The 19,696-nt window shown below is 61.4% G+C and carries 16 protein-coding genes; 14 read left to right on the plus strand and 2 right to left on the minus strand.

What is annotated here, in order from left to right; translation table 11 throughout:
* Positions 1-138: 138 nt before the first annotated feature.
* From KHO07_RS25905 to ureC, 14 genes are all read left to right on the plus strand, one after another.
* On the plus strand, positions 139-927 hold the full coding sequence (locus KHO07_RS25905; RefSeq protein WP_150735731.1) for an ABC transporter ATP-binding protein: 789 nt from the start codon (positions 139-141) through the stop codon (positions 925-927).
* Entirely contained in the window at positions 924-1,874 is a 951-nt protein-coding gene (locus KHO07_RS25910; RefSeq protein WP_212625896.1) for an ABC transporter substrate-binding protein, read from the plus strand. The genes KHO07_RS25905 and KHO07_RS25910 overlap by 4 nt, the downstream gene beginning before the upstream one ends.
* Positions 1,871-2,881, plus strand: coding sequence for an iron ABC transporter permease (locus tag KHO07_RS25915; RefSeq protein ID WP_212625897.1), 1,011 nt, complete (start codon positions 1,871-1,873; stop codon positions 2,879-2,881). The genes KHO07_RS25910 and KHO07_RS25915 overlap by 4 nt, the downstream gene beginning before the upstream one ends.
* Before the next feature lie 225 nt (positions 2,882-3,106).
* The gene (gene urtA / locus KHO07_RS25920) at positions 3,107-4,372 is read left to right on the plus strand and encodes an urea ABC transporter substrate-binding protein (RefSeq protein WP_057712186.1); all 1,266 of its coding nucleotides are present in this window, start codon (positions 3,107-3,109) and stop codon (positions 4,370-4,372) included.
* 124 nt (positions 4,373-4,496) lie between these two features.
* Entirely contained in the window at positions 4,497-5,999 is a 1,503-nt protein-coding gene (urtB, locus tag KHO07_RS25925; RefSeq protein WP_212625898.1) for an urea ABC transporter permease subunit UrtB, read from the plus strand.
* Positions 5,999-7,078, plus strand: coding sequence for an urea ABC transporter permease subunit UrtC (gene urtC, locus KHO07_RS25930; RefSeq protein WP_212625899.1), 1,080 nt, complete (start codon positions 5,999-6,001; stop codon positions 7,076-7,078). The genes urtB and urtC overlap by 1 nt, the downstream gene beginning before the upstream one ends.
* Positions 7,075-7,944, plus strand: a complete 870-nt coding sequence (gene urtD / locus KHO07_RS25935; RefSeq protein WP_075947797.1) for an urea ABC transporter ATP-binding protein UrtD — start codon at positions 7,075-7,077, stop codon at positions 7,942-7,944. The genes urtC and urtD overlap by 4 nt, the downstream gene beginning before the upstream one ends.
* Before the next feature lie 77 nt (positions 7,945-8,021).
* Positions 8,022-8,720: an urea ABC transporter ATP-binding subunit UrtE gene (urtE, locus tag KHO07_RS25940; protein ID WP_075947796.1), complete on the plus strand. Its 699-nt coding sequence runs from the start codon at positions 8,022-8,024 to the stop codon at positions 8,718-8,720.
* 162 nt (positions 8,721-8,882) lie between these two features.
* Positions 8,883-9,722 (plus strand): urease accessory protein UreD, encoded by an 840-nt coding sequence (locus tag KHO07_RS25945; protein WP_150735736.1) that lies wholly within the window; start codon positions 8,883-8,885, stop codon positions 9,720-9,722.
* A gap of 155 nt (positions 9,723-9,877) precedes the next feature.
* Positions 9,878-10,180, plus strand: coding sequence for an urease subunit gamma (gene ureA / locus KHO07_RS25950; RefSeq protein WP_034149685.1), 303 nt, complete (start codon positions 9,878-9,880; stop codon positions 10,178-10,180).
* Between the two features lie 9 nt (positions 10,181-10,189).
* The gene (locus tag KHO07_RS25955) at positions 10,190-10,723 is read left to right on the plus strand and encodes a GNAT family N-acetyltransferase (protein ID WP_212625900.1); all 534 of its coding nucleotides are present in this window, start codon (positions 10,190-10,192) and stop codon (positions 10,721-10,723) included.
* 7 nt (positions 10,724-10,730) lie between these two features.
* Complete coding sequence (locus tag KHO07_RS25960; RefSeq protein ID WP_212625901.1) at positions 10,731-11,264, plus strand: GNAT family N-acetyltransferase; 534 nt, start codon at positions 10,731-10,733, stop codon at positions 11,262-11,264.
* Entirely contained in the window at positions 11,264-11,572 is a 309-nt protein-coding gene (locus KHO07_RS25965) for an urease subunit beta (protein ID WP_212625902.1), read from the plus strand. The genes KHO07_RS25960 and KHO07_RS25965 overlap by 1 nt, the downstream gene beginning before the upstream one ends.
* Positions 11,573-11,737: 165 nt before the next feature.
* Positions 11,738-13,438 carry an urease subunit alpha gene (ureC, locus tag KHO07_RS25970; RefSeq protein ID WP_212625903.1) on the plus strand — a complete coding sequence of 567 codons (1,701 nt, stop codon included), beginning with the start codon at positions 11,738-11,740 and terminating at the stop codon, positions 13,436-13,438.
* Positions 13,439-13,508: 70 nt separating this feature from the next.
* Here the strand turns inward: ureC and KHO07_RS25975 are convergent, their stop codons facing one another.
* A complete protein-coding gene (locus tag KHO07_RS25975; RefSeq protein ID WP_212625904.1) occupies positions 13,509-13,904 on the minus strand; it encodes a DUF6124 family protein in 396 nt (131 codons plus the stop codon).
* 363 nt (positions 13,905-14,267) lie between these two features.
* The gene (locus tag KHO07_RS25980; protein WP_212625905.1) at positions 14,268-19,508 is read right to left on the minus strand and encodes a DUF6543 domain-containing protein; all 5,241 of its coding nucleotides are present in this window, start codon (positions 19,506-19,508) and stop codon (positions 14,268-14,270) included.
* Positions 19,509-19,696: the final 188 nt, after the last annotated feature.

Genomic DNA, 19,696 nt, shown 5'->3' on the forward strand with positions numbered 1-19,696 from the left:
GCCATGTAGACTTCCCCCCGCTCATCACCCTTTTCGGGCCTCATCGCTGGCAAGCCAGCTCCTACAGGAAGTGCACGTCCCCTGTAGGCGCTGGCTTGCCAGCGATGGCGCCATTAGCTTCACCTTCAGAGCCATTGCATGACCTCGCTGAACCTCACAAACCTCGCCTGGACACCCCTCGGTCACGGCCACTGTCACCACCAGTTCCAGCTGCGTGATGCCTCGCTGCACGTGGCCGCCGGTGAGTTTGTCGGGTTGATCGGCCCCAACGGCAGCGGCAAGACCAGCCTGTTGCGTTGTGCCTGGCGCTTCAGCAAACCGGAAAGCGGCGAGGTCCGGCTCGACCATCAAAACGTCTGGAAGCAATCTTCACGCTGGTGTGCGCAACGTATCGCCGTGGTGCTGCAGGAGTTTCCCGATGCCTTCGGCCTGACCGTCGAAGAAGTGGTCGCCATGGGCCGCACGCCACACAAAGGCCTGTTCGATGGCGACACGGCCGAGGATCGAAACCTCGCCTGCCAGGCCCTGGAATCAGTCGGCCTCAAGGGCTTCGAAGACCACGCGTTCACCACCCTTTCCGGCGGCGAAAAACAGCGGGTGATCCTGGCCCGCGCGCTGGCCCAGCAACCGCAACTGTTGATCCTCGACGAGCCGACAAACCACCTCGACCCGCGCTATCAGCTGGCGTTGTTGCAGTTGGTCAAGCGCTTGAAGATCGGCACCCTCGCGAGCATCCATGACCTCAACCTGGCCGCCGCATTCTGCGATCGCCTGTACGTGATCAATCACGGCCGCATCGTGGCCAGCGGCACTCCCAAAGAAGTCCTCAATGCGTCGTTGTTGCGCAACGTCTTCGGCGTCGAAGCGCTGATCGATGAGCACCCCTTGCACGGCTACCCTCGAATGACCTGGATAACCCAACCATGAATCTGCTGCGCTCCAGTCTTTTCCTCGTTCTGTTGCTGGGTAGCGCCCAGGCATTTGCCCAGGCGACGCACTACCCGTTGACGATCCAGAGCTGCAACCGCGAAGTGATCTTCCAGCAGGCGCCGAAACACGCGGTCAGCCACGACATCAACATGACCCAGATGATGCTCGCCCTCGGCCTCAAGCCGCAGATGGTCGGCTACAGCGGTGTCAGTGGCTGGAAAGCGGTGACGCCCCAGATGCAGAGCATCCTCGATGGCTTGCCGGAGCTGGCGGCCAAATACCCGTCGGTGGAAACCCTGCTCAACGCCAACGTCGACTTCTTCTTCGCCGGTTGGGATTACGGCATGCGCGTGGGCGGCGACCTCACGCCACAAACCCTGCAACCGCTGGGCATCAATGTCTACGAGCTGACCGAGTCCTGCGCCTTTGTGATGAAGCGTCCACCGGCCAGCCTTGAAGACACCTACAACGACCTGCGTAACCTCGGCAAAATCTTCGACGTGCAGGATCGCGCCAATGCCGTGATCAGTCAGATGCAGGTGCAAGTTGCCAAGGTTCGCCAAGACCTGCCGACCGATAAACCCCGGGTTTTCCTGTATGACAGCGGTGAAGACCGGGCCATGACGTCCGGTCGCCTGGGCATGCCGCAAGCGCTGATCGACGCCGCGGGCGGGCGCAACATTCTCGACGATGTCGAGGCGAGCTGGACCCGGGTCAACTGGGAGAACGTGGTCGAGCGCAACCCGCAGGTGATCGTGATCGTCGACTACGGCGAAGTCACTGCCGAACAGAAAATTGCATTCCTGCGCAGCAACAAGGCGCTGCAATCGGTGGACGCGATCAAGCACCAGCGCTTCATCGTCATCCCCTACGTGCAGGCCACGCCCGGGATCGATAACGTGCTGGCGGTTGAAACCCTGGCCAAGGGCTTCCACGGCGCATGATCAATCGTCGCTACGCCCTGTTGCTGATTGCCCTCGGCGCGCTGTTGCTGGTTTCGTGCGTGGTGTCGCTGGGCTTCGGCCCGGCGCGGGTGCCGGTGGACGTGGTGTGGCGGATTCTGCTGCACAAACTGTTCGGTTTCGGTGTGCCGGACTGGAGCGCCGGGCAGCAACATATCGTCTGGCTGATCCGTGTGCCGCGCATGTTGCTCGGTGCGCTGGTCGGCGCTGGACTGGCGTTGATCGGCGCGGTGCTGCAAGCCGTGACGCGCAATCCGCTGGCCGATCCGCATTTGCTCGGGGTCACCTCCGGCGCAACCTTGGGTGCGGTGATCGTGGTGTTGCACGTTGGTGAAATCGTTGGCTTGCTGACGCTGCCGTTTGCCGCGTTCATCGGTGCATTGCTGAGCATGCTGGTGGTGCTGATGATCGCCAGCCGCCATGGTCGCCTGGACAGTGATCGCCTGCTGCTGTGTGGCGTGGCGGTGTCGTTCGTGATGATGGCGGTGGCCAACTTGCTGCTGTTCATGGGCGACCATCGCGCCAGTTCCGCGGTGATGTTCTGGATGCTCGGCGGGCTCGGGCTGGCGCGTTGGGAGTTGCTCGCGGTGCCGGCCGCCAGTGTGTTGCTCGGCTTGGCGCTGCTGCTCGGCATGGCGCGACCGCTTAACGCGTTGATGGCGGGCGAACAGACGGCGGTGACCCTGGGGTTGAATGCGCGATCGGTGCGCTTGCGGGTGTTTGTGATCGCCTCGCTGATGACCGGGGTGCTGGTGTCGATCAGCGGTTCAATCGGTTTTGTCGGGTTGATGGTGCCGCACATTGCGCGGCGGCTGGTCGGTGCGGAACACCGCCGATTGCTGCCGGTGTGCGTGTTGCTTGGCAGCGTGTTTCTGGTGTGGGTCGACGTCGCCGCCCGGACGCTGATCGCCCCCGAAGACCTGCCCATCGGCGTCGCCACCGCGGCCATCGGCGGCCTGTTTTTCATCGGCCTGATGCGCCGCCGCTGACTCACCCCAATCAAAATGTGGGAGCGGCGCTGCTCGCCCTAATCTGGCGCAGCACGACGCACCAATGCGCCAGACACGTCCCTTCATGGTGCGCCGTCCAACTGTGCAACCGCTCTAGAACGACATTTCCCTGCCTTTGCCCGACCGGGCACAGCCCTTGCTAAAGACCCTTCAGTAGTCCGCATCTGCCACCAAGAAAATTCATAAGTTCATGGAGATCGCACAATGAAGCGTCGCAGTTTGATCAAGGCTTTCACACTCTCGGCATCGATTGCCGCGATGGGCATGACCTGGACTGTCCAGGCCGCCGAGACCATCAAGGTCGGTATTCTGCATTCGTTGTCCGGCACCATGGCGATCTCCGAAACGTCGCTCAAAGACATGGCGCTGATGACCATCGACGAGATCAACGCCAAGGGCGGCGTGAACGGCAAGATGCTGGAACCGGTGGTCGTCGACCCGGCGTCCAACTGGCCGTTGTTCGCCGAAAAGGGCCGTCAGCTGCTGACCCAGGACAAGGTCGCCGTGGTATTCGGTTGCTGGACGTCCGTGTCGCGTAAATCGGTGTTGCCGGTGTTCGAAGAGCTCAATGGCCTGCTGTTCTACCCGGTGCAATACGAAGGCGAAGAGATGTCGCCGAACGTGTTCTACACCGGCGCTGCGCCGAACCAGCAAGCGATCCCGGCCGTTGAATATTTGATGAGCGAGGAAGGCGGCAGCGCCAAGCGCTACTTCCTGCTCGGCACCGATTACGTCTACCCGCGCACCACCAACAAAATCCTGCGTTCGTTCCTGCACTCCAAAGGCGTGGCCGACAAGGACATCGAAGAGGTCTACACCCCGTTCGGTCACAGCGACTATCAAACCATCGTCGCCAACATCAAGAAATTCTCGGCCGGCGGCAAGACGGCGGTCATCTCCACTGTCAACGGCGACTCCAACGTGCCGTTCTATAAAGAACTGGCCAACCAGGGCCTGAAGGCTACCGACGTGCCGGTCGTGGCGTTCTCGGTGGGCGAAGAAGAACTGCGCGGCATCGACACTAAACCGCTGGTGGGCAACCTCGCGGCGTGGAATTACTTCGAATCGGTCGAGAACCCGGCGAACAAAAAATTCGTCGCTGACTGGAAAGCCTACGCGAAGAAACACAACTTGCCGGGCGCCGACAAAGCGGTGACCAACGACCCGATGGAAGCCACTTACGTCGGCATCCACATGTGGGCGCAGGCCGCTGAAAAAGCCAAGTCCACCGACGTCGACAAAGTCCGTGAAGCCCTCGGCGGCCAGACCTTTGCCGCGCCGTCCGGCTACACCCTGACCATGGACAAGACCAACCACCACCTGCACAAGCCAGTGATGATCGGCGAGATCCAGGCGGACGGTCAGTTCAACGTGGTATGGCAGACCGAAGGCCCGATCCGCGCCCAGCCGTGGAGCCCGTTCATCCCGGGTAACGACAAGAAGCCGGACTACGCGATGAAGAGCAACTAAGCGCGACACAACACCTTTGTAGGAGCCGGCGTGCTGGCGATCCGCATCACGCGGTCTGTCTGACAGACCGCCATCGCTGGCAAGCCAGCTCCTACAGGGTCCGCGTATGACCAGGACGTTCGATATGCCCACTGCCCTTTACCGCTTCATCCTCGCCATCGCACTTTTGTTGCCGATGGCCACCCACGCCGGCGACGCCGAAGACTTCGTCGCGGCCAATCCCGTGCAGCAAGCCAAGCTGCTGGAAGCCTGGGCCGCGCAGCCCGATCCGGCCCGCGTCGAACTGATCAACGCCCTGCAACAAGGCCAATTGACCGTCGACGGCCAGCCGAAAACCTTGCGCCTGAACAACCGCTTGCGGGGCTTGATCGACACCGCCCTCGCCAGCCACCAACTGCTCGCCGCCGACGCCAAGCTGCGTCTGGCCGCTGCACAACAACTACAGAAAAGTGCCAAACCGGCACAGTTGAAATTCCTCGACCAGCAACTGGCGGGCGAAAAGGACGAAGGCGTCCACAGCGCCCTGAGTCTTGCCCTGGCCAACCTGCAATTGGTCGACAGCGATCCGGCCGTGCGCCTTGCCGCCGTACGCCTGCTCGGTGAGACCGGCGACCCGCTGGCCCGCACCCGTCTCGAAGGCTTGCTCGACCCTGGCGTCGAAGCCGATGCCACAGTCCGCACCGCCGCCGAAACCAGCCTGGCTCAAGTCAAACGCAAACTGCTGGTCGGCGAGCTCTTGGGCCAGGCCTTCAGCGGCATGTCCCTGGGCTCGATTCTGCTGCTCGCGGCATTGGGCCTGGCGATCACTTTCGGCCTGCTCGGCGTGATCAACATGGCCCACGGCGAGATGCTGATGCTGGGTGCCTACTCGACCTATGTCGTGCAGCTGATGTTTCAACGCTACGCGCCGCAGGCCATCGAGTTCTATCCACTGATCGCGCTGCCAGTGGCCTTTTTTGTCACCGCCGCCATCGGCATGGCGCTGGAGCGCACGGTGATTCGCCACCTCTATGGCCGTCCGCTGGAAACCCTGCTTGCCACCTGGGGCATCAGCCTGATGCTGATTCAACTGGTGCGACTGGTGTTCGGCGCACAGAACGTCGAAGTGGCCAACCCTGCGTGGTTATCGGGCGGGATTCAAGTGCTGCCCAATCTGGTGCTGCCGTACAACCGCATCGTCATCATCGCCTTCGCCTTGTTTGTGGTGGTGCTGACCTGGCTGCTGCTGAACAAAACGCGCCTGGGCCTGAACGTGCGCGCCGTCACCCAGAACCGCAACATGGCTGCCTGCTGCGGCGTGCCCACCGGACGCGTGGACATGCTCGCCTTTGGCCTTGGCTCGGGCATCGCCGGCCTTGGCGGCGTGGCCCTGAGCCAGATCGGCAACGTCGGTCCGGACCTCGGCCAGAGCTACATCATCGACTCGTTCCTGGTGGTGGTGCTCGGCGGTGTCGGGCAACTGGCCGGTAGCGTGTTCGCCGCGTTCGGCCTCGGGATCGCCAACAAGATTCTCGAGCCGCAAATCGGTGCCGTGCTCGGCAAGATCCTCATCCTCGCGCTGATCATTCTGTTCATCCAGAAACGTCCGCAAGGCCTCTTCGCGCTCAAAGGACGGGTGATCGACTGATGAACCAGCCCCTGCTCGTTACCGCTACACAGAAAGCCGGCCCGACAATCTCGATAGCCATCGGTGCAGTGATCCTTGTGCTGCTGTTGGCGCTGCCGCTGCTGTCACTGTTACCGGCGGACAGCACACTGCATGTGTCCGCCTACACCTTGACGCTGGTGGGCAAGATTCTTTGCTACGCCATCGTCGCCCTGGCACTGGATCTGGTCTGGGGTTATGCCGGGCTGCTGTCCCTGGGCCATGGCCTGTTCTTCGCCCTCGGTGGCTATGCGATGGGCATGTACCTGATGCGCCAGGCCTCGGGCGATGGCTTGCCGGCGTTCATGACGTTCCTGTCGTGGACCGAACTGCCGTGGTTCTGGACCGGCACCAGCAGCTTCCTCTGGACCTTGTGCCTGGTGGTACTGGCGCCGGGCTTGCTGGCGTTGGTGTTCGGCTTCTTCGCCTTCCGTTCGCGGATCAAGGGCGTGTACTTCTCGATCATGACCCAGGCCCTGACCTTCGCCGGCATGCTTCTGTTTTTCCGCAACGAAACCGGCTTCGGCGGCAACAACGGCTTCACCAACTTCCGCACGATTCTCGGCTTCGGCATTACCGAACCGGGCACCCGCGCGGTGCTGTTTTTCGCCACGGTGCTGTTGCTGGTGGCGAGCCTGTTCATTGGCTGGCGTCTGGCGCAAAGCAAGTTTGGCCGGGTGCTGACCGCACTGCGCGATGCGGAAAACCGCTTGATGTTCTGCGGCTACGATCCGCGCGGTTTCAAGCTGTTTGTGTGGGTGTTGAGCGCGGTGCTATGCGGCTTGGCCGGTGCGTTGTATGTGCCGCAAGTCGGCATCATCAACCCGAGCGAAATGTCGCCGACCAACTCCATCGAAGCGGCTGTTTGGGTGGCCCTCGGCGGACGCGGCACCTTGATCGGCCCCTTGCTCGGCGCCGGTGTGGTCAACGGCATGAAGAGTTGGTTCACCGTGGCGTTCCCCGAGTATTGGCTGTTCTTCCTCGGCGCGCTGTTCATCGTCGTGACCCTGTACCTGCCCAAGGGTGTGATCGGTTTGCTGAAGAAAAGAGGTGAACAATGAGAACCACTGCGACCGCTGAGTTCATGCTCGAACCGGCGTTTTTTCCCGTGGAGCCCAACAAGGACGCTGGCACCAGCCGCGACACGATCGGCCTCGGCCAGCGTGCCGGCAAAGGCCTCAATACTCGGCACGGCACGATCCTGACCCTGGAAGACATCAGCGTCAGCTTCGACGGCTTCAAGGCCCTGAACAATCTGAACCTGTACATCGGCGTCGGCGAACTGCGCTGCATCATCGGCCCCAACGGCGCGGGCAAGACCACGCTGATGGATGTGATCACCGGCAAGACCCGGCCCAGTCATGGCAAAGCCTGGTTCGGTGAAACCCTGGACCTGACGCAGATGAGCGAAGTGCAGATCGCCCAGGCTGGCATCGGTCGCAAGTTCCAGAAGCCGACGGTGTTCGAAGCATTGAGCGTGTTTGAAAACCTGGAACTGGCGCAGAAAACCGACAAGTCGGTGTGGGCCAGCCTGCGGGCGCGGCTCAATGGCGAGCAGAAGGATCGCATCGCCGAAGTACTGGACACCATTCGCCTGACCGCCTCGGTCAATCGCCCCGCCGGTTTGCTGTCCCACGGGCAAAAGCAGTTTCTGGAAATCGGCATGTTGCTGATGCAGGACCCGCAACTGCTACTGCTCGACGAACCGGTGGCGGGCATGACCGACGCCGAAACCGAATTCACCGCCGAACTGTTCAAAAGCCTGGCCGGCAAACATTCGCTGATGGTGGTGGAACACGACATGGGCTTTGTCGGCTCGATTGCCGACCACGTCACCGTGTTACACCAGGGCAGCGTATTGGCCGAAGGCTCATTGGAACAGGTGCAGGATAACGAGCGGGTGATCGAGGTTTATCTCGGTCGATAGCTCTGCAAATACAAAACCTGTGGGAGCTGGCAAGCCAGCTCCCACAGGGTTCTGTGTGGAACAGAAGGAATTTGAGAATGCTGCAAGTCGAAAAACTGCACCAATACTACGGCGGAAGCCACATCCTGCGCGGCCTGACGTTTGACGTGAAGGTCGGTGAAGTCACCTGCCTGCTCGGGCGTAACGGCGTGGGCAAGACCACCTTGCTCAAGTGCCTGATGGGACTGCTGCCGGCCAAAGAAGGCGCGGTCAATTGGGAAGGCAAAGCGATTACCGCCTTCAAGCCACACCAGCGCGTGCACGCCGGAATCGCCTATGTGCCCCAAGGCCGGGAAATCTTCGGCCGCCTGACCGTGGAAGAAAACCTGCTGATGGGCCTCTCGCGCTTTCCCGGCAGCGAGGCGAAAGAAGTCCCGGCGTTCATCTACGAGCTGTTCCCGGTGCTGCTGCAAATGAAGCAACGTCGGGGCGGTGACCTGTCCGGCGGCCAACAACAGCAACTGGCGATCGGTCGCGCACTGGCCAGCCGCCCTCGTCTGCTGATCCTCGATGAGCCCACAGAAGGCATCCAGCCTTCAGTGATCAAGGAGATCGGCGCGGTGATCAAGAAACTCGCCGCCCGTGGTGACATGGCGATTCTGCTGGTGGAACAGTTCTACGATTTCGCCGCCGAACTGGCCGATCAATACCTGGTGATGTCCCGGGGCGAAATCGTGCAACAGGGCCGCGGCGAGAACATGGAAGCTGAAGGGGTGCGCGGGCTGGTCACGATCTGAGTCTTTGTTGATGGCAGGCCCCAGGCACCAATTTGTCGCACCACCCTCCACGCCGTGCTCTCAACTGGTGCGCGGCGACGGTTCATAGCCCCCTGCTGCCGCCAATGCCCTGCGGCACAGCCTTTGCAACCCTCCTGAGGCCCCCCTCGATAAGCACTGACCATGACTCTTCCTGCATCCGGCGTTTTGTTTACCCCCAGTTGGCATGCCGAACTGGAACTGGGCTACGCCCGATTCGACAACACCACTCGCCCGGTCCAGCGTCGACACAAAGGCCCGCTGCGGGTGCAAAAGCACCTGTATGCCGAAGGGCCTGAAGTCTGCCAGCACATCATCGTCCACCCGCCAGGCGGGATTGCCGGCGGTGACCGGCTGGACATCTCGGCCAGCGTCGGCACCGACGCCTGGGCGCAGATCACCAGCCCCGGAGCCGCCAAATGGTACCGCGCGGCCGGCCCCGCCTGGCAGCGGCTGAGCTTGCAGGTGGCAGCCGGTGCGACACTGGAATGGCTGCCCCAGGAGACGATCATTTTCAGTGCGGCGCAGGCCGAACTCAGCACCGCTATCGACCTTGAAGGCGATGCCCGTTTGTTCTACTGGGACGTCGTGGCCCTGGGCCGTCCGGCCAGTGGCGAGCGCTTCGACCTCGGGCATTTTCAGGCGCAACTGGATATCCGCCGCAACGGCCAGTTGCTCTGGCACGAACGCCAGCGCATTGTCGGGGCTGACGGTTTGCTCGACTCGCCGATTGGGCTGGATGGGCAACCGGTGTTTGCCACCTTGCTGGTGACCGGGGAGATCGATAGTGACTTGCTGGAGCGTTGCCGTTCATTGCCCAACGATGTGCGCGGGGATCTGACGCAATTACCGGGGCTGTTGGTCGCCCGGTGCCTGGCCAGCGAGGCGCTTCTGGCCCGTGGCTGGCTGATTGATTTATGGAGGTTGCTGCGCCCGACACTGCTTGGCCGCGAAGCCATGCCACCGCGAATCTGGAACACCTGAACACAATCCCCCCTGTAGGAGCCGGCTTGCTGGCGATCGCGGTGGGCCTGGCAATATCGATGTCGGTAGATACGCCGCCATCGCCAGCAAGCCGGCTCCTACAGGTGATGTATTAACAGTTCCGAACTTTTTATCTGCCCAGATGGATTCCAACAATGGACCTGACCCCACGCGAAAAAGACAAGCTGCTGATCTTCACCGCCGGCCTCGTCGCCGAGCGGCGTTTGGCTCGCGGTGTGAAACTCAATTACCCGGAGGCCATGGCCTACATTTCCGCGGCGCTGCTCGAAGGCGCGCGCGATGGTCAGACCGTGGCCGAACTGATGCACTTCGGCACCACCCTGCTCAGCCGCGAACAAGTGATGGACGGCATCCCGGAAATGATTCCGGAGATCCAGGTCGAAGCGACGTTTCCTGACGGCACCAAACTGGTCACCGTCCACCAACCGATCGCCTGAGGTCACGCCATGACTTACCCCATCCGCGATGCGGTGCATGCCGACCTGCCGGCGATCCGCGACATCTACAACGACGCCGTGCTCAACACCACCGCGATCTGGAACGAACAGGCCGTGGACCTTGGCAACCGCCAGGCCTGGTTCAGCGCCCGGCAATCCCAGGGTTATCCGATCCTGGTGATCGTCGACGCAGACAACACCGTGCTGGGTTACGCCTCTTTCGGCGACTGGCGTCCGTTCGACGGCTTCCGCCACACCGTCGAGCATTCGGTCTACGTGCGCAGCGATCAACGCGGCAATGGCCTGGGGCCAAAGCTGATGGACGAGCTGGTCGAGCGCGCCAGAGGCTGTGGCAAACACGTCATGGTCGCGGCCATCGAAAGCGGCAACGCTGCCTCGATTCGCCTGCATGAACGCATCGGTTTTATCACCACCGGGCAGATGCCACAGGTGGGCACCAAGTTCGGTCGCTGGCTGGACCTGACCTTCATGCAACTGACCCTCAATCCTGGCGCACAACCACCTGCCGCCAACAAGGAGTGATCGCCCCATGAACCCCGCCCAACTGCGACGCGTCAACGTAGAAAGCTTCGCGCACTACCGTCAGGGCCTGATCGATCTGCTGCTCGACGCCGTCGGCTATGGCGCCAGCGTCGGCTTCATGGCCGATCTCGATGCGACGCAGGCCCACGCCTATTTCGATGAGGTTCAGGACAATCTGATCAAGGGCAATGTGCTGCTGTGGGTGGTGGTCAAGGACGAACAGGTGCAAGCCAGCGTGCAATTGGCCCTGTGCCGCAAGGCCAACGGATTGAACCGCGGCGAAGTGCAGAAACTGCTGGTGCGCGAGCATGCCCGGCGTCGTGGTCTGGGCCAACAGTTGATGAGTGCGCTGGAACAGGCCGCCCTGCAACACAAGCGCGGCATGCTCTTCCTCGACACGGAGGCAGGCTCGCCCGCTGAAGATTTCTACAAAGCCCTGGGCTACACCCGCGCCGGGGAAATTCCCGATTACGCCTGCGACCCGAGTGGTCGTTACAAACCCACAGCCTTCTTCTACAAGATTCTCCAAGGAGCTCATTGATGATTCCCGGTGAATACCAGATCCAGCCCGGCGACATCGAACTCAACGCCGGCCGCCGCACGATCAGCCTGACGGTGGCCAACAGCGGTGACCGGCCGATTCAGGTCGGTTCGCACTACCACTTTTTCGAAACCAATGACGCCCTGAACTTCGACCGCGCCGCCAGCCGCGGCATGCGCCTGAACATTCCTGCCGGCACCGCCGTGCGCTTCGAGCCGGGGCAGAGTCGCGAGGTCGAGTTGGTGGATTACGCCGGGCAGCGGCGGGTGTTCGGGTTTGCCGGGCGGATCATGGGTGACCTCGACTGAAATGATCCCCTGTGGCGAGGGCGCTTGCTCCCGCTCGAGTGCGCAGCGCTCGCACACCCGGGGAACGCGGTATGTCTGAAAGAAATCATTGGCAGGTTTTGGGGCTGCTACGCAGCCAGCGGGAGCAAGCTCCCTCGCCACAATAAATTTGTGCAAGGAATTGAAATGAAAATTTCCCGTCAGGCCTACGCCGACATGTTCGGCCCCACCGTCGGTGACAAGGTCCGTCTGGCCGACACCGAACTGTGGATCGAAGTGGAACAGGACTTCACCACCTACGGCGAAGAAGTGAAATTCGGCGGCGGCAAAGTCATCCGTGACGGCCAGGGCCAAAGCCAATTATTGGCCGCCGAAGTGGTCGACACGGTGATCACCAACGCACTGATCATCGATCACTGGGGCATCGTCAAAGCTGACGTCGGCCTCAAGGACGGACGTGTTGCCGGCATCGGCAAGGCGGGCAATCCGGACGTGCAACCGGGCGTCACCCTCGCCATTGGCGCCAGCACCGAAGTGATCGCCGGTGAAGGCATGATCCTCACCGCCGGCGGCATCGACACCCACATCCACTTCATCTGCCCGCAGCAGATCGAAGAGGCGCTGATGAGCGGCGTCACCACCATGATCGGCGGCGGCACTGGCCCGGCCACCGGTACCAACGCCACGACGTGCACCTCCGGGCCGTGGCACCTGGCGCGCATGCTGCAAGCCGCCGACGCCTTCCCGATGAACATCGGCCTCACCGGCAAAGGCAACGCCAGCCTTCCGGAACCGCTGATCGAACAGGTCAAGGCCGGCGCCATCGGCCTCAAACTGCACGAAGACTGGGGCACCACGCCGGCAAGCATCGACAACTGCCTGAGCGTTGCCGATGAGTACGACGTACAAGTGGCGATCCACACCGACACCCTCAACGAATCGGGCTTCGTCGAAACCACCCTCGCCGCCTTCAAGGGTCGCACCATCCACACCTACCACACCGAAGGTGCCGGGGGCGGTCATGCGCCGGACATCATCAAGGCCTGCGGCTTTGCCAACGTGCTGCCGAGCTCGACCAACCCGACCCGGCCGTTCACCCGCAACACCATCGACGAACACCTCGACATGTTGATGGTCTGCCACCACCTGGACCCAAGCATTGCCGAAGACGTGGCCTTCGCTGAAAGCCGCATCCGCCGCGAAACGATTGCCGCCGAAGACATCCTCCACGACCTCGGCGCGTTCTCGATGATCAGCTCCGACAGCCAGGCCATGGGCCGCGTCGGCGAAGTCATCACCCGCACCTGGCAGACCGCCGACAAAATGAAAAAACAGCGCGGCCCGCTACCCGGTGACGGCGCAGGCAACGACAACTTCCGCGCCAAACGCTACATCGCCAAATACACCATCAACCCGGCGATCACCCACGGCATCAGCCATGAGGTGGGCTCGGTGGAAGTGGGTAAATGGGCGGATCTGGTGCTGTGGCGCCCGGCGTTCTTCGGTGTCAAACCGACGCTGATCCTCAAGGGTGGCGCCATCGCCGCCAGTTTGATGGGCGATGCCAACGCCTCGATCCCGACCCCGCAACCGGTGCACTACCGCCCGATGTTCGCCAGCTACGGTGGCTCGCTGCACGCCACCAGCATGACCTTCATCAGCCAGGCGGCGCAGGAAGCCGGCCTGCCCGAAGCCTTGGGCCTGAAGAAGAAAATCGCCGTGGTCAAAGGCTGCCGCGACGTGCAGAAAACCGACCTGATCCACAACGACTACCTGCCGGACATCGACGTCGATCCGCAGACCTATCAGGTCAAGGCTGACGGCGTTTTGTTGTGGTGTGAGCCGGCGGATGTGCTGCCGATGGCGCAGCGGTATTTCCTGTTCTGAGTGCCTGCGTATTGCCCAAAGAAAAACCCGATGGCGGTTGACTGCCATCGGGTTTTTCATGCGTTGTGAATCAACTGGCTCGACGTTGTTGTCTGGCGACTATCGCCGCCATTTCCGGTTCATCCAGATGATCCAGCGCTTTGTCCACCAACAAATGCACGCTGTCGGCCATGCGGCTGAGTGCCAGGGCAACGGAGCGGCTTGAGCCCTGCACATGTTCGGCGAGGTCGGCGGCGATGGCGCTGATGGACAGCAGATCCTCCGAGGCATTGGCCAGGAGTGATTCAGTGTTGACGTCCGGGCAGACGCTGAAGAGTTGGCCTGCACGTTTCGGCGGTTTCTTTTGTACGGGCGGGAAGTGGTGGTCGAGGGCGCGTTCGGCGGCTTCGTGGAGTTTGCTGGAATCGAGGGAATCGTAGGGCGATGCGAGATCGGTGTCTGGCGGGTTTGGCGTTACTTTGAACATACGCTGATTTCTCCTGAATGGAGCCGCCAACACTTCCCTACTAAAAGAAGGGTGGCGGCTGTACGCAGGTTAGTAGACCGGGGAGATCAGCATTTACCGGCGCGCCGAAGCGCCCTGCGCACAGCTGCCATCAAGTTCAGGGATGGGATACCTGACTGACAGAGCCTCTGCACCTTGCTGATAACACCACGGGCTACTAAACCCGATCACTGACAACCAGTGACGCGAATCAAGCTACCGAGTGGCCGCAAGGCGCACAAGCCGGCGGATTCTGGCGCACCTGTAGGCAATGGCACAAGGTTTTGTAGCTTTCGGGAAGTAACCCTGACAGCGGTTAAACAGGCCCGGGCAAATGCCGTTTAATCAACGACGTTGGAGCCGCCGCAACCGGGCACGCTCGATCGCTTGTTGTGTTAACGATTTCAATTTTTGATCGATCTGTCGGGCGATCTCAGCCAGTGTCTGTGCATAGTCCTCATCACTCATGACCTGCCCCTCGGCGAACGTTTTTTCGTCTTTGCCCAATTCACCACACAGGGATTTTATTTCCGCTTCCAAAGCCGCCTTGGCGGCCGGTTCCACGGCCTCGGATCGACGCTGCAACGCCTCCTGCAAATCCGTGGTGGCATCGATCTGCCGCCGTAAATCGCTCAGTGCTTCGCGGTTGGAAGACTCCAGCCAGGCTCTCCATTCGGGTTGTTCGAGGATCCGGTCCGCAAGCAACTCCCCTTCTTCGAGCGCCGCAATATAGGTGTACGCCTCTTCAATCATCTCCTTGGTCACCCCGGCAATCTTGCGAAACTGCATGCCCCGCGCCTGCCACGGCAGATCCAGGCGCTGAGCCAGATCGGTCATGTAGGCCAGGTGAACTTCCACTTCATCAATGGTGCCAGTGACATTGCCCTGCTCATCGACTCGTCGAAACTGCTCCCCCGCTGCCCTTCGCGCGGCGACCCGACGACGGGCGATTGCATCCAGTTCACGAATGCGCGATTTGCCTTGTGCCAACTCCAGCAATCGCGCCTCGATCAGGTCCGCGCTGCCCAGCGCATGGGCCTCATGAAACAGCACTTGCAGGCCCATGGCATTGAACAGTTGCGTACTGCCGTCCACACACGCGGTAGGCGTTGTGGCTTCGTTAAACAGCTTGACCCGCAGCTCGCTGTCTTTGGCCATGGCCTGGAGCATGCGCCAGACTTTGCCGGTCAGGTCCACCTTGTAGTCGCCGCCCGCCGTGAAGTCGGCGGATTGCGTGAGCTTGCGGATTTCATCGAAAAACGGCACCGAGTCGAACTCGTCCTCGACCTGATTCCAGACTTCCTTCTTTTCCTGCCACTGGCGCTCGGTCATGCCCATCCACCAGTCGGCGCTGTCGAGCGTGCCGCGTGGCGGGTACGGCCGGTCGGGATCCATGCCGACCGACTCGATGTAAGACTTGAGGGTTTCGAGGTTTTCCGGGGAAATCCAGCGCGGCTCATGGCTGATCAATGTTCGCGCGAGCAATTCGGCGCGGAACGAACCCGGCGCGACTGTCGGGATGCGGGTGATCGGGTTGTGTCGCAGATCGAGGTAAATACTGCGCGGCCGCGACTGGGAAAACAGCCCGACAGGCCAACTGTCCAGGCCGGTTTCGTTGAGCAGGATGACCTGCAACTGCGGCATCCGGCTGATGTTCGGCATGAGCTTCAACGGGTTGCCACGCAAGCCCAGCGAACGCAGATGCACCAGCCTTTTCAGGCGATCGACCGCCACTTCATCCAGCTCGATACGATTTTCACTGAGGGACAGGTCGCTGAGATGATTCATCTCACCGAGCACCTCTGGGATGGCGGTCAGCAGGTTGTCCTGCAGGTTGAGGTAACGCAACCGGCGAAACGCAGCGAGAAACGACAGATGCTCATTACGCAATTCGCCGCTGCGCAGGCTCAGGTTGGTGACATGGTCGAAATTGGCCTCGAGTTTCGGCAGCGTCTCAAGCAGCCGACGGATCAAGGGAAAATCGTCGAGTTTCAGCCATTGCGGACGCACCGCACCCGCCCCTTGCATGCCCTCGGGTCCGGTGCGTTGCCAGCTCTGCCGGATCGCCTTGCAGAAGCGCTCACGGGCACGCAATTCGGCAATCCCTGACGGCGTGAAACGCCAGGACGCCGTCGATGAGTTCATCCAGTTTTGCATCGTGCGGTTCAACTGATCGAACTCGGCCTCCAGCGCAGTCAGGCGTTCATGAACCGAGCCACCGTTCTGGCTGAACCCGGCCAACAGCGTTTCGACTTCTTCCGGGGTGAAGGCCGGGTACAGCGAGCGGACCCGCCGGCGCAATCCCATGCCGCGCGGGGCCTGCGCATAACCTGGCATGCCGCCGCGCAAGCGCATGACGCTCGGGTCGTAGGACGGTTTGAACACCGGGTTGTCGCGCAGGATCGGCTCGAACACAGCTCGATCCAGTGGCGCTGTCTTGACCGCCTGCTCGAGGCCTGCCGCGTCATGAATGTCAAAACCCAGGGTGACGCGCTGTGAATCGGGCAATGCGTGCAGCACGGCGGCATAGAGATTGTCCGCGCCGTGCAGGTGTTCATCGCCCGCGTCCCGCGCTTCATATCGGCCATCTCCGCCCCGGATCAATACTTTGCGGATGGGTGCCTCTTCAGCGCCGACGCTGTCGTGCAGCGTCCCTGAAAAAGAACGTTCACGAATCTCCAGACGCAGGTCCGAGGGCCAGCCCGGCAGGGCGGCCAGGGAGTGCAGCTCCAGGCGCTCGGTGTCGCTGTTGTGCAGCTCGCCCAGGTACAGGCCTTCATACGCGCGTGCCATGCGTAGCTGCTGCGCCGCATCCGCCGCCTGTTGGGAAAGTCTCAGGGGCACGCGTTCTTTCTCGGCCAAATGTTGCAGGTCCGAGGGTTGCGCGTGCTCCACAAGGGCTTGTGCCACACGGGTCGAAAGCGACGGCTCGTGCCCTTTGAGCAAGCTCACACGGGCGTCGTCTGTACGCTCGCGGCGCTCGTAAAGCTTGTCGAACAAACGCCTTTTACTGCCCCGCGCCTGTTCGGCAAGGCAATTGCGCAAGGCCTTGGTGCGCGCCGTTGAGTCGGCGGAAAACCATTGCCCAAGCATCTCGCGAAGGGCCGGTTCATCGAGGAACCCGACCACACGTGCAGGCAGCGCACCGGCGAGTAAATCCTGCCAGGTCATCTGCAAGGTATTGGCGGGCAACGCGTCGGCATATCCCTCCTTGAAAGCCGCCCCCGCCAGGCCTGGCTCCTCGAATACTTCGATGGCCTTGCCCTCGGGCCAGCCCGGCAACTCAGTCATGAAGCGCACGGCAAGATCGGCCCATTCCCGGTCGACCCGATTGGCCAGGACCTGTTCGGCACAGGCCTCGGCGTCGGCGTACGCCTTGAAGCGCTTGAGGGTATCGGTCAGCAGCGCGGGCGGGGTTTCGTGCTCCACGTGCAACCGGCGCAATGCGTTTTCGTGAATACCACTGACGGTCAGGATCTGCTCCAGCGTTTGATCGCTAAACCCATCGACCGAGGCGCCCAGACGCTGGAGCAATTGACGCCGATCCCACTCCAGCGGTCGATCGAGTTCAGTTTTCCACTGGCCGGCGCCGTTGTGTTCCAGCAAGGGCTGATAGGCATTGGCTCGCGTAGGGTGTTGCAGGCGATGCTGACCAGTGTCCGCGTCCTGTTTGACTTCGTAGCATTTGTCGTCAAGGCGCAGGAGGTCCTGATCCAGGTGCCGGTACAAGCCTTTTTCACCAACGACGCCCTCCTTGGGCAAGGTGACCGATTGTTGATACGGCGTCAGGTCCGGATTCCACAAACGTTGCTTGCCAGCGACCTCCACAGGCTTGAGCCCTTCGACAAAGGGCGAGACTTTTATCGGCGTCAGTGGCCTGCCAGGCAACCCATGGGCCGCCCCCATGAGCGCTAACTGCGCAAAATTGATCAGCACCCCGTTGAAGTAGGCAGAGGCCTCCTCCTTGTCGCCTTTGCTCCAATCTTCGATGCCTTCGGCCACCTCGGCGAGCATCTGCGCAATCATGATGCCCAGCATCGCTTCGCCCAGACCGGGCACCAGCATCGCGGCGAAATTGAACACGTTCCAGCCGATGTTCAGGTAACTGGTCAGGCGCTTGAAGCGGGCGCTGGCGTCTTCATCGTCGGTCGGCACCGCGATGCGTCGGGCATCGGCGATGGCCTTGTCGCGGCGCTCAACGAACAAGGTCGCCCACAGGTCGCCCGTGATCTGATTGGTGATGGGTTCTGCATCGGGATTCTCGACCGCGGTTTCACGCCACCATGGCCCCATGTCCAATGGCTCGCGTTGCTGCCAGGTCACCGTCTTGAGGCGTTCGTTGACCCGGCTGAAAAACAGCCCCTTGTCCTTTTGCGCCACGAACCGGCTGAAAAAAGTCTGGTATGGCGTGTCTCGCAGCTGACCGATCAGGGTCTTCATGAACGCGGCGAGCGAGGGGTATTCCTTGAGCGGATGTTCCGGATCATCCGGCACATAGGCGATCACGTGACCGGACAAACGACTTTGATGGTAGATGTCGTCGCGGCGCAAAAGCTCATCGTTGAGCCCCTGCGGCCCATTGGCAAAAAACGCCTGCAGCAATTTGAATCGCTCGTACTCCGTACCCGGCAATATCGAGAGGCGCTGCGACCACTCGCTCCAGAACTTCACTGAGTCGGGGGTCAAGGCATCGATCGCCTGCTTGATCTGCGACGGCTCGCTGACGGCACTGAACAACACGATGCCCGTCAATTGAAAGCCCATCAGCGACAATCGGTGACATTGCAGCGGCCGGTCGTACAGCGTGGTATTGGCCTGGCTCTCGCGTATTTGCCCGAGTTTGCCGTAGGCATGGTCGCTGATATCGCCTTTCAATCGGGCAACCAGTGACGCCAGCTGAAACGCGGCTTTTTCACTGGACACCGACTCGTCCTGCAAGGCGCGTCGCGCTTGAGCCGTCGCCGGCAGCAGGATGGATTTGATATGCCGCTGGAACTGTCCGCCAATGTCGAGGCGGCGGCACATCGAGGCAAACCCGGGCAAGGAGATGGCGGATTCAAGCGCGAGGTTGTCGTGGGCATCCTTGCGGTAGATGCCGGAGCTGTTACGCCAGGCATCGTCGTTGGTTTCCGACGCGTCGAAATTGTGCAGCGCCGCTTCCAGTAGCGTGGACTGTCGAACGTGACTGGCCCCGGAATCAATGACAAAGCCAATTTTGCTGGGCACGACGAGTTGTACGCTGAGCGTGTCGATATTCTCGACGCCATTGAACTCCGTCGTCAGCGCCGCACTCAGTAGTGGCTCGGCAAATGCGTTGATGTCGTGCTGCAAGGCACCCAGGGTCTTGTCCAGTGCGCCTTGCAAGCGTCCATGCTCTTCAATCAGTTCTTTCAGGTACTGGCGGTCGAGTTCCCGGGTGCCGCTGTACCACCCGGGGCTCTCGGGCTGAAGTGTTTCAAGGGTTTTCAACCTCGCTACCGAGGCATTTTTTATGGCGCCAGGGAGGGCGCCGAGTACACGATCGTAATGAACGCCGTTGGTTTGGGCGGGCGTTTCCAGCGAGTTGCTTCCATGCAAATCAGACACTGTTCAATCACCTTGGTGACAGGAAAGGAGACAACAGACTTATCCACCGACGCCCGAAACAAAAGAGCAAATTACTGTTCAACCAGCGCGCTAAAGCGCTCGGTCCGTTCGAAAATCAAAGAGCCGCCAATACATAATTACCGCCACGGCAGCCGGGCTTTATGCCGCTGTATGAGTGGTCGTGTTTT

It is taken from the genome of Pseudomonas sp. PP3, assembly GCF_905336995.1.
Classification (GTDB): Bacteria; Pseudomonadota; Gammaproteobacteria; order Pseudomonadales; family Pseudomonadaceae; genus Aquipseudomonas; species Aquipseudomonas reinekei.

Excerpts from the sequence above, each read along its gene's own strand:
- KHO07_RS25910 (WP_212625896.1), top strand. The coding sequence starts at position 924 with ATGAATCTGCTGCGCTCCAGTCTTTTCCTCGTTCTGTTGCTGGGTAGC.
- urtC (WP_212625899.1), top strand. The coding sequence starts at position 5,999 with ATGAACCAGCCCCTGCTCGTTACCGCTACACAGAAAGCCGGCCCGACA.
- KHO07_RS25965 (WP_212625902.1), top strand. The coding sequence starts at position 11,264 with ATGATTCCCGGTGAATACCAGATCCAGCCCGGCGACATCGAACTCAAC.
- urtE (WP_075947796.1), top strand. The coding sequence starts at position 8,022 with ATGCTGCAAGTCGAAAAACTGCACCAATACTACGGCGGAAGCCACATC.
- KHO07_RS25960 (WP_212625901.1), top strand. The coding sequence starts at position 10,731 with ATGAACCCCGCCCAACTGCGACGCGTCAACGTAGAAAGCTTCGCGCAC.
- urtB (WP_212625898.1), top strand. The coding sequence starts at position 4,497 with ATGCCCACTGCCCTTTACCGCTTCATCCTCGCCATCGCACTTTTGTTG.
- KHO07_RS25955 (WP_212625900.1), top strand. The coding sequence starts at position 10,190 with ATGACTTACCCCATCCGCGATGCGGTGCATGCCGACCTGCCGGCGATC.
- ureC (WP_212625903.1), top strand. The coding sequence starts at position 11,738 with ATGAAAATTTCCCGTCAGGCCTACGCCGACATGTTCGGCCCCACCGTC.
- KHO07_RS25945 (WP_150735736.1), top strand. The coding sequence starts at position 8,883 with ATGACTCTTCCTGCATCCGGCGTTTTGTTTACCCCCAGTTGGCATGCC.
- urtA (WP_057712186.1), top strand. The coding sequence starts at position 3,107 with ATGAAGCGTCGCAGTTTGATCAAGGCTTTCACACTCTCGGCATCGATT.
- KHO07_RS25975 (WP_212625904.1), bottom strand. The coding sequence starts at position 13,904 with ATGTTCAAAGTAACGCCAAACCCGCCAGACACCGATCTCGCATCGCCC.
- urtD (WP_075947797.1), top strand. The coding sequence starts at position 7,075 with ATGAGAACCACTGCGACCGCTGAGTTCATGCTCGAACCGGCGTTTTTT.
- KHO07_RS25915 (WP_212625897.1), top strand. The coding sequence starts at position 1,871 with ATGATCAATCGTCGCTACGCCCTGTTGCTGATTGCCCTCGGCGCGCTG.
- ureA (WP_034149685.1), top strand. The coding sequence starts at position 9,878 with ATGGACCTGACCCCACGCGAAAAAGACAAGCTGCTGATCTTCACCGCC.
- KHO07_RS25905 (WP_150735731.1), top strand. The coding sequence starts at position 139 with ATGACCTCGCTGAACCTCACAAACCTCGCCTGGACACCCCTCGGTCAC.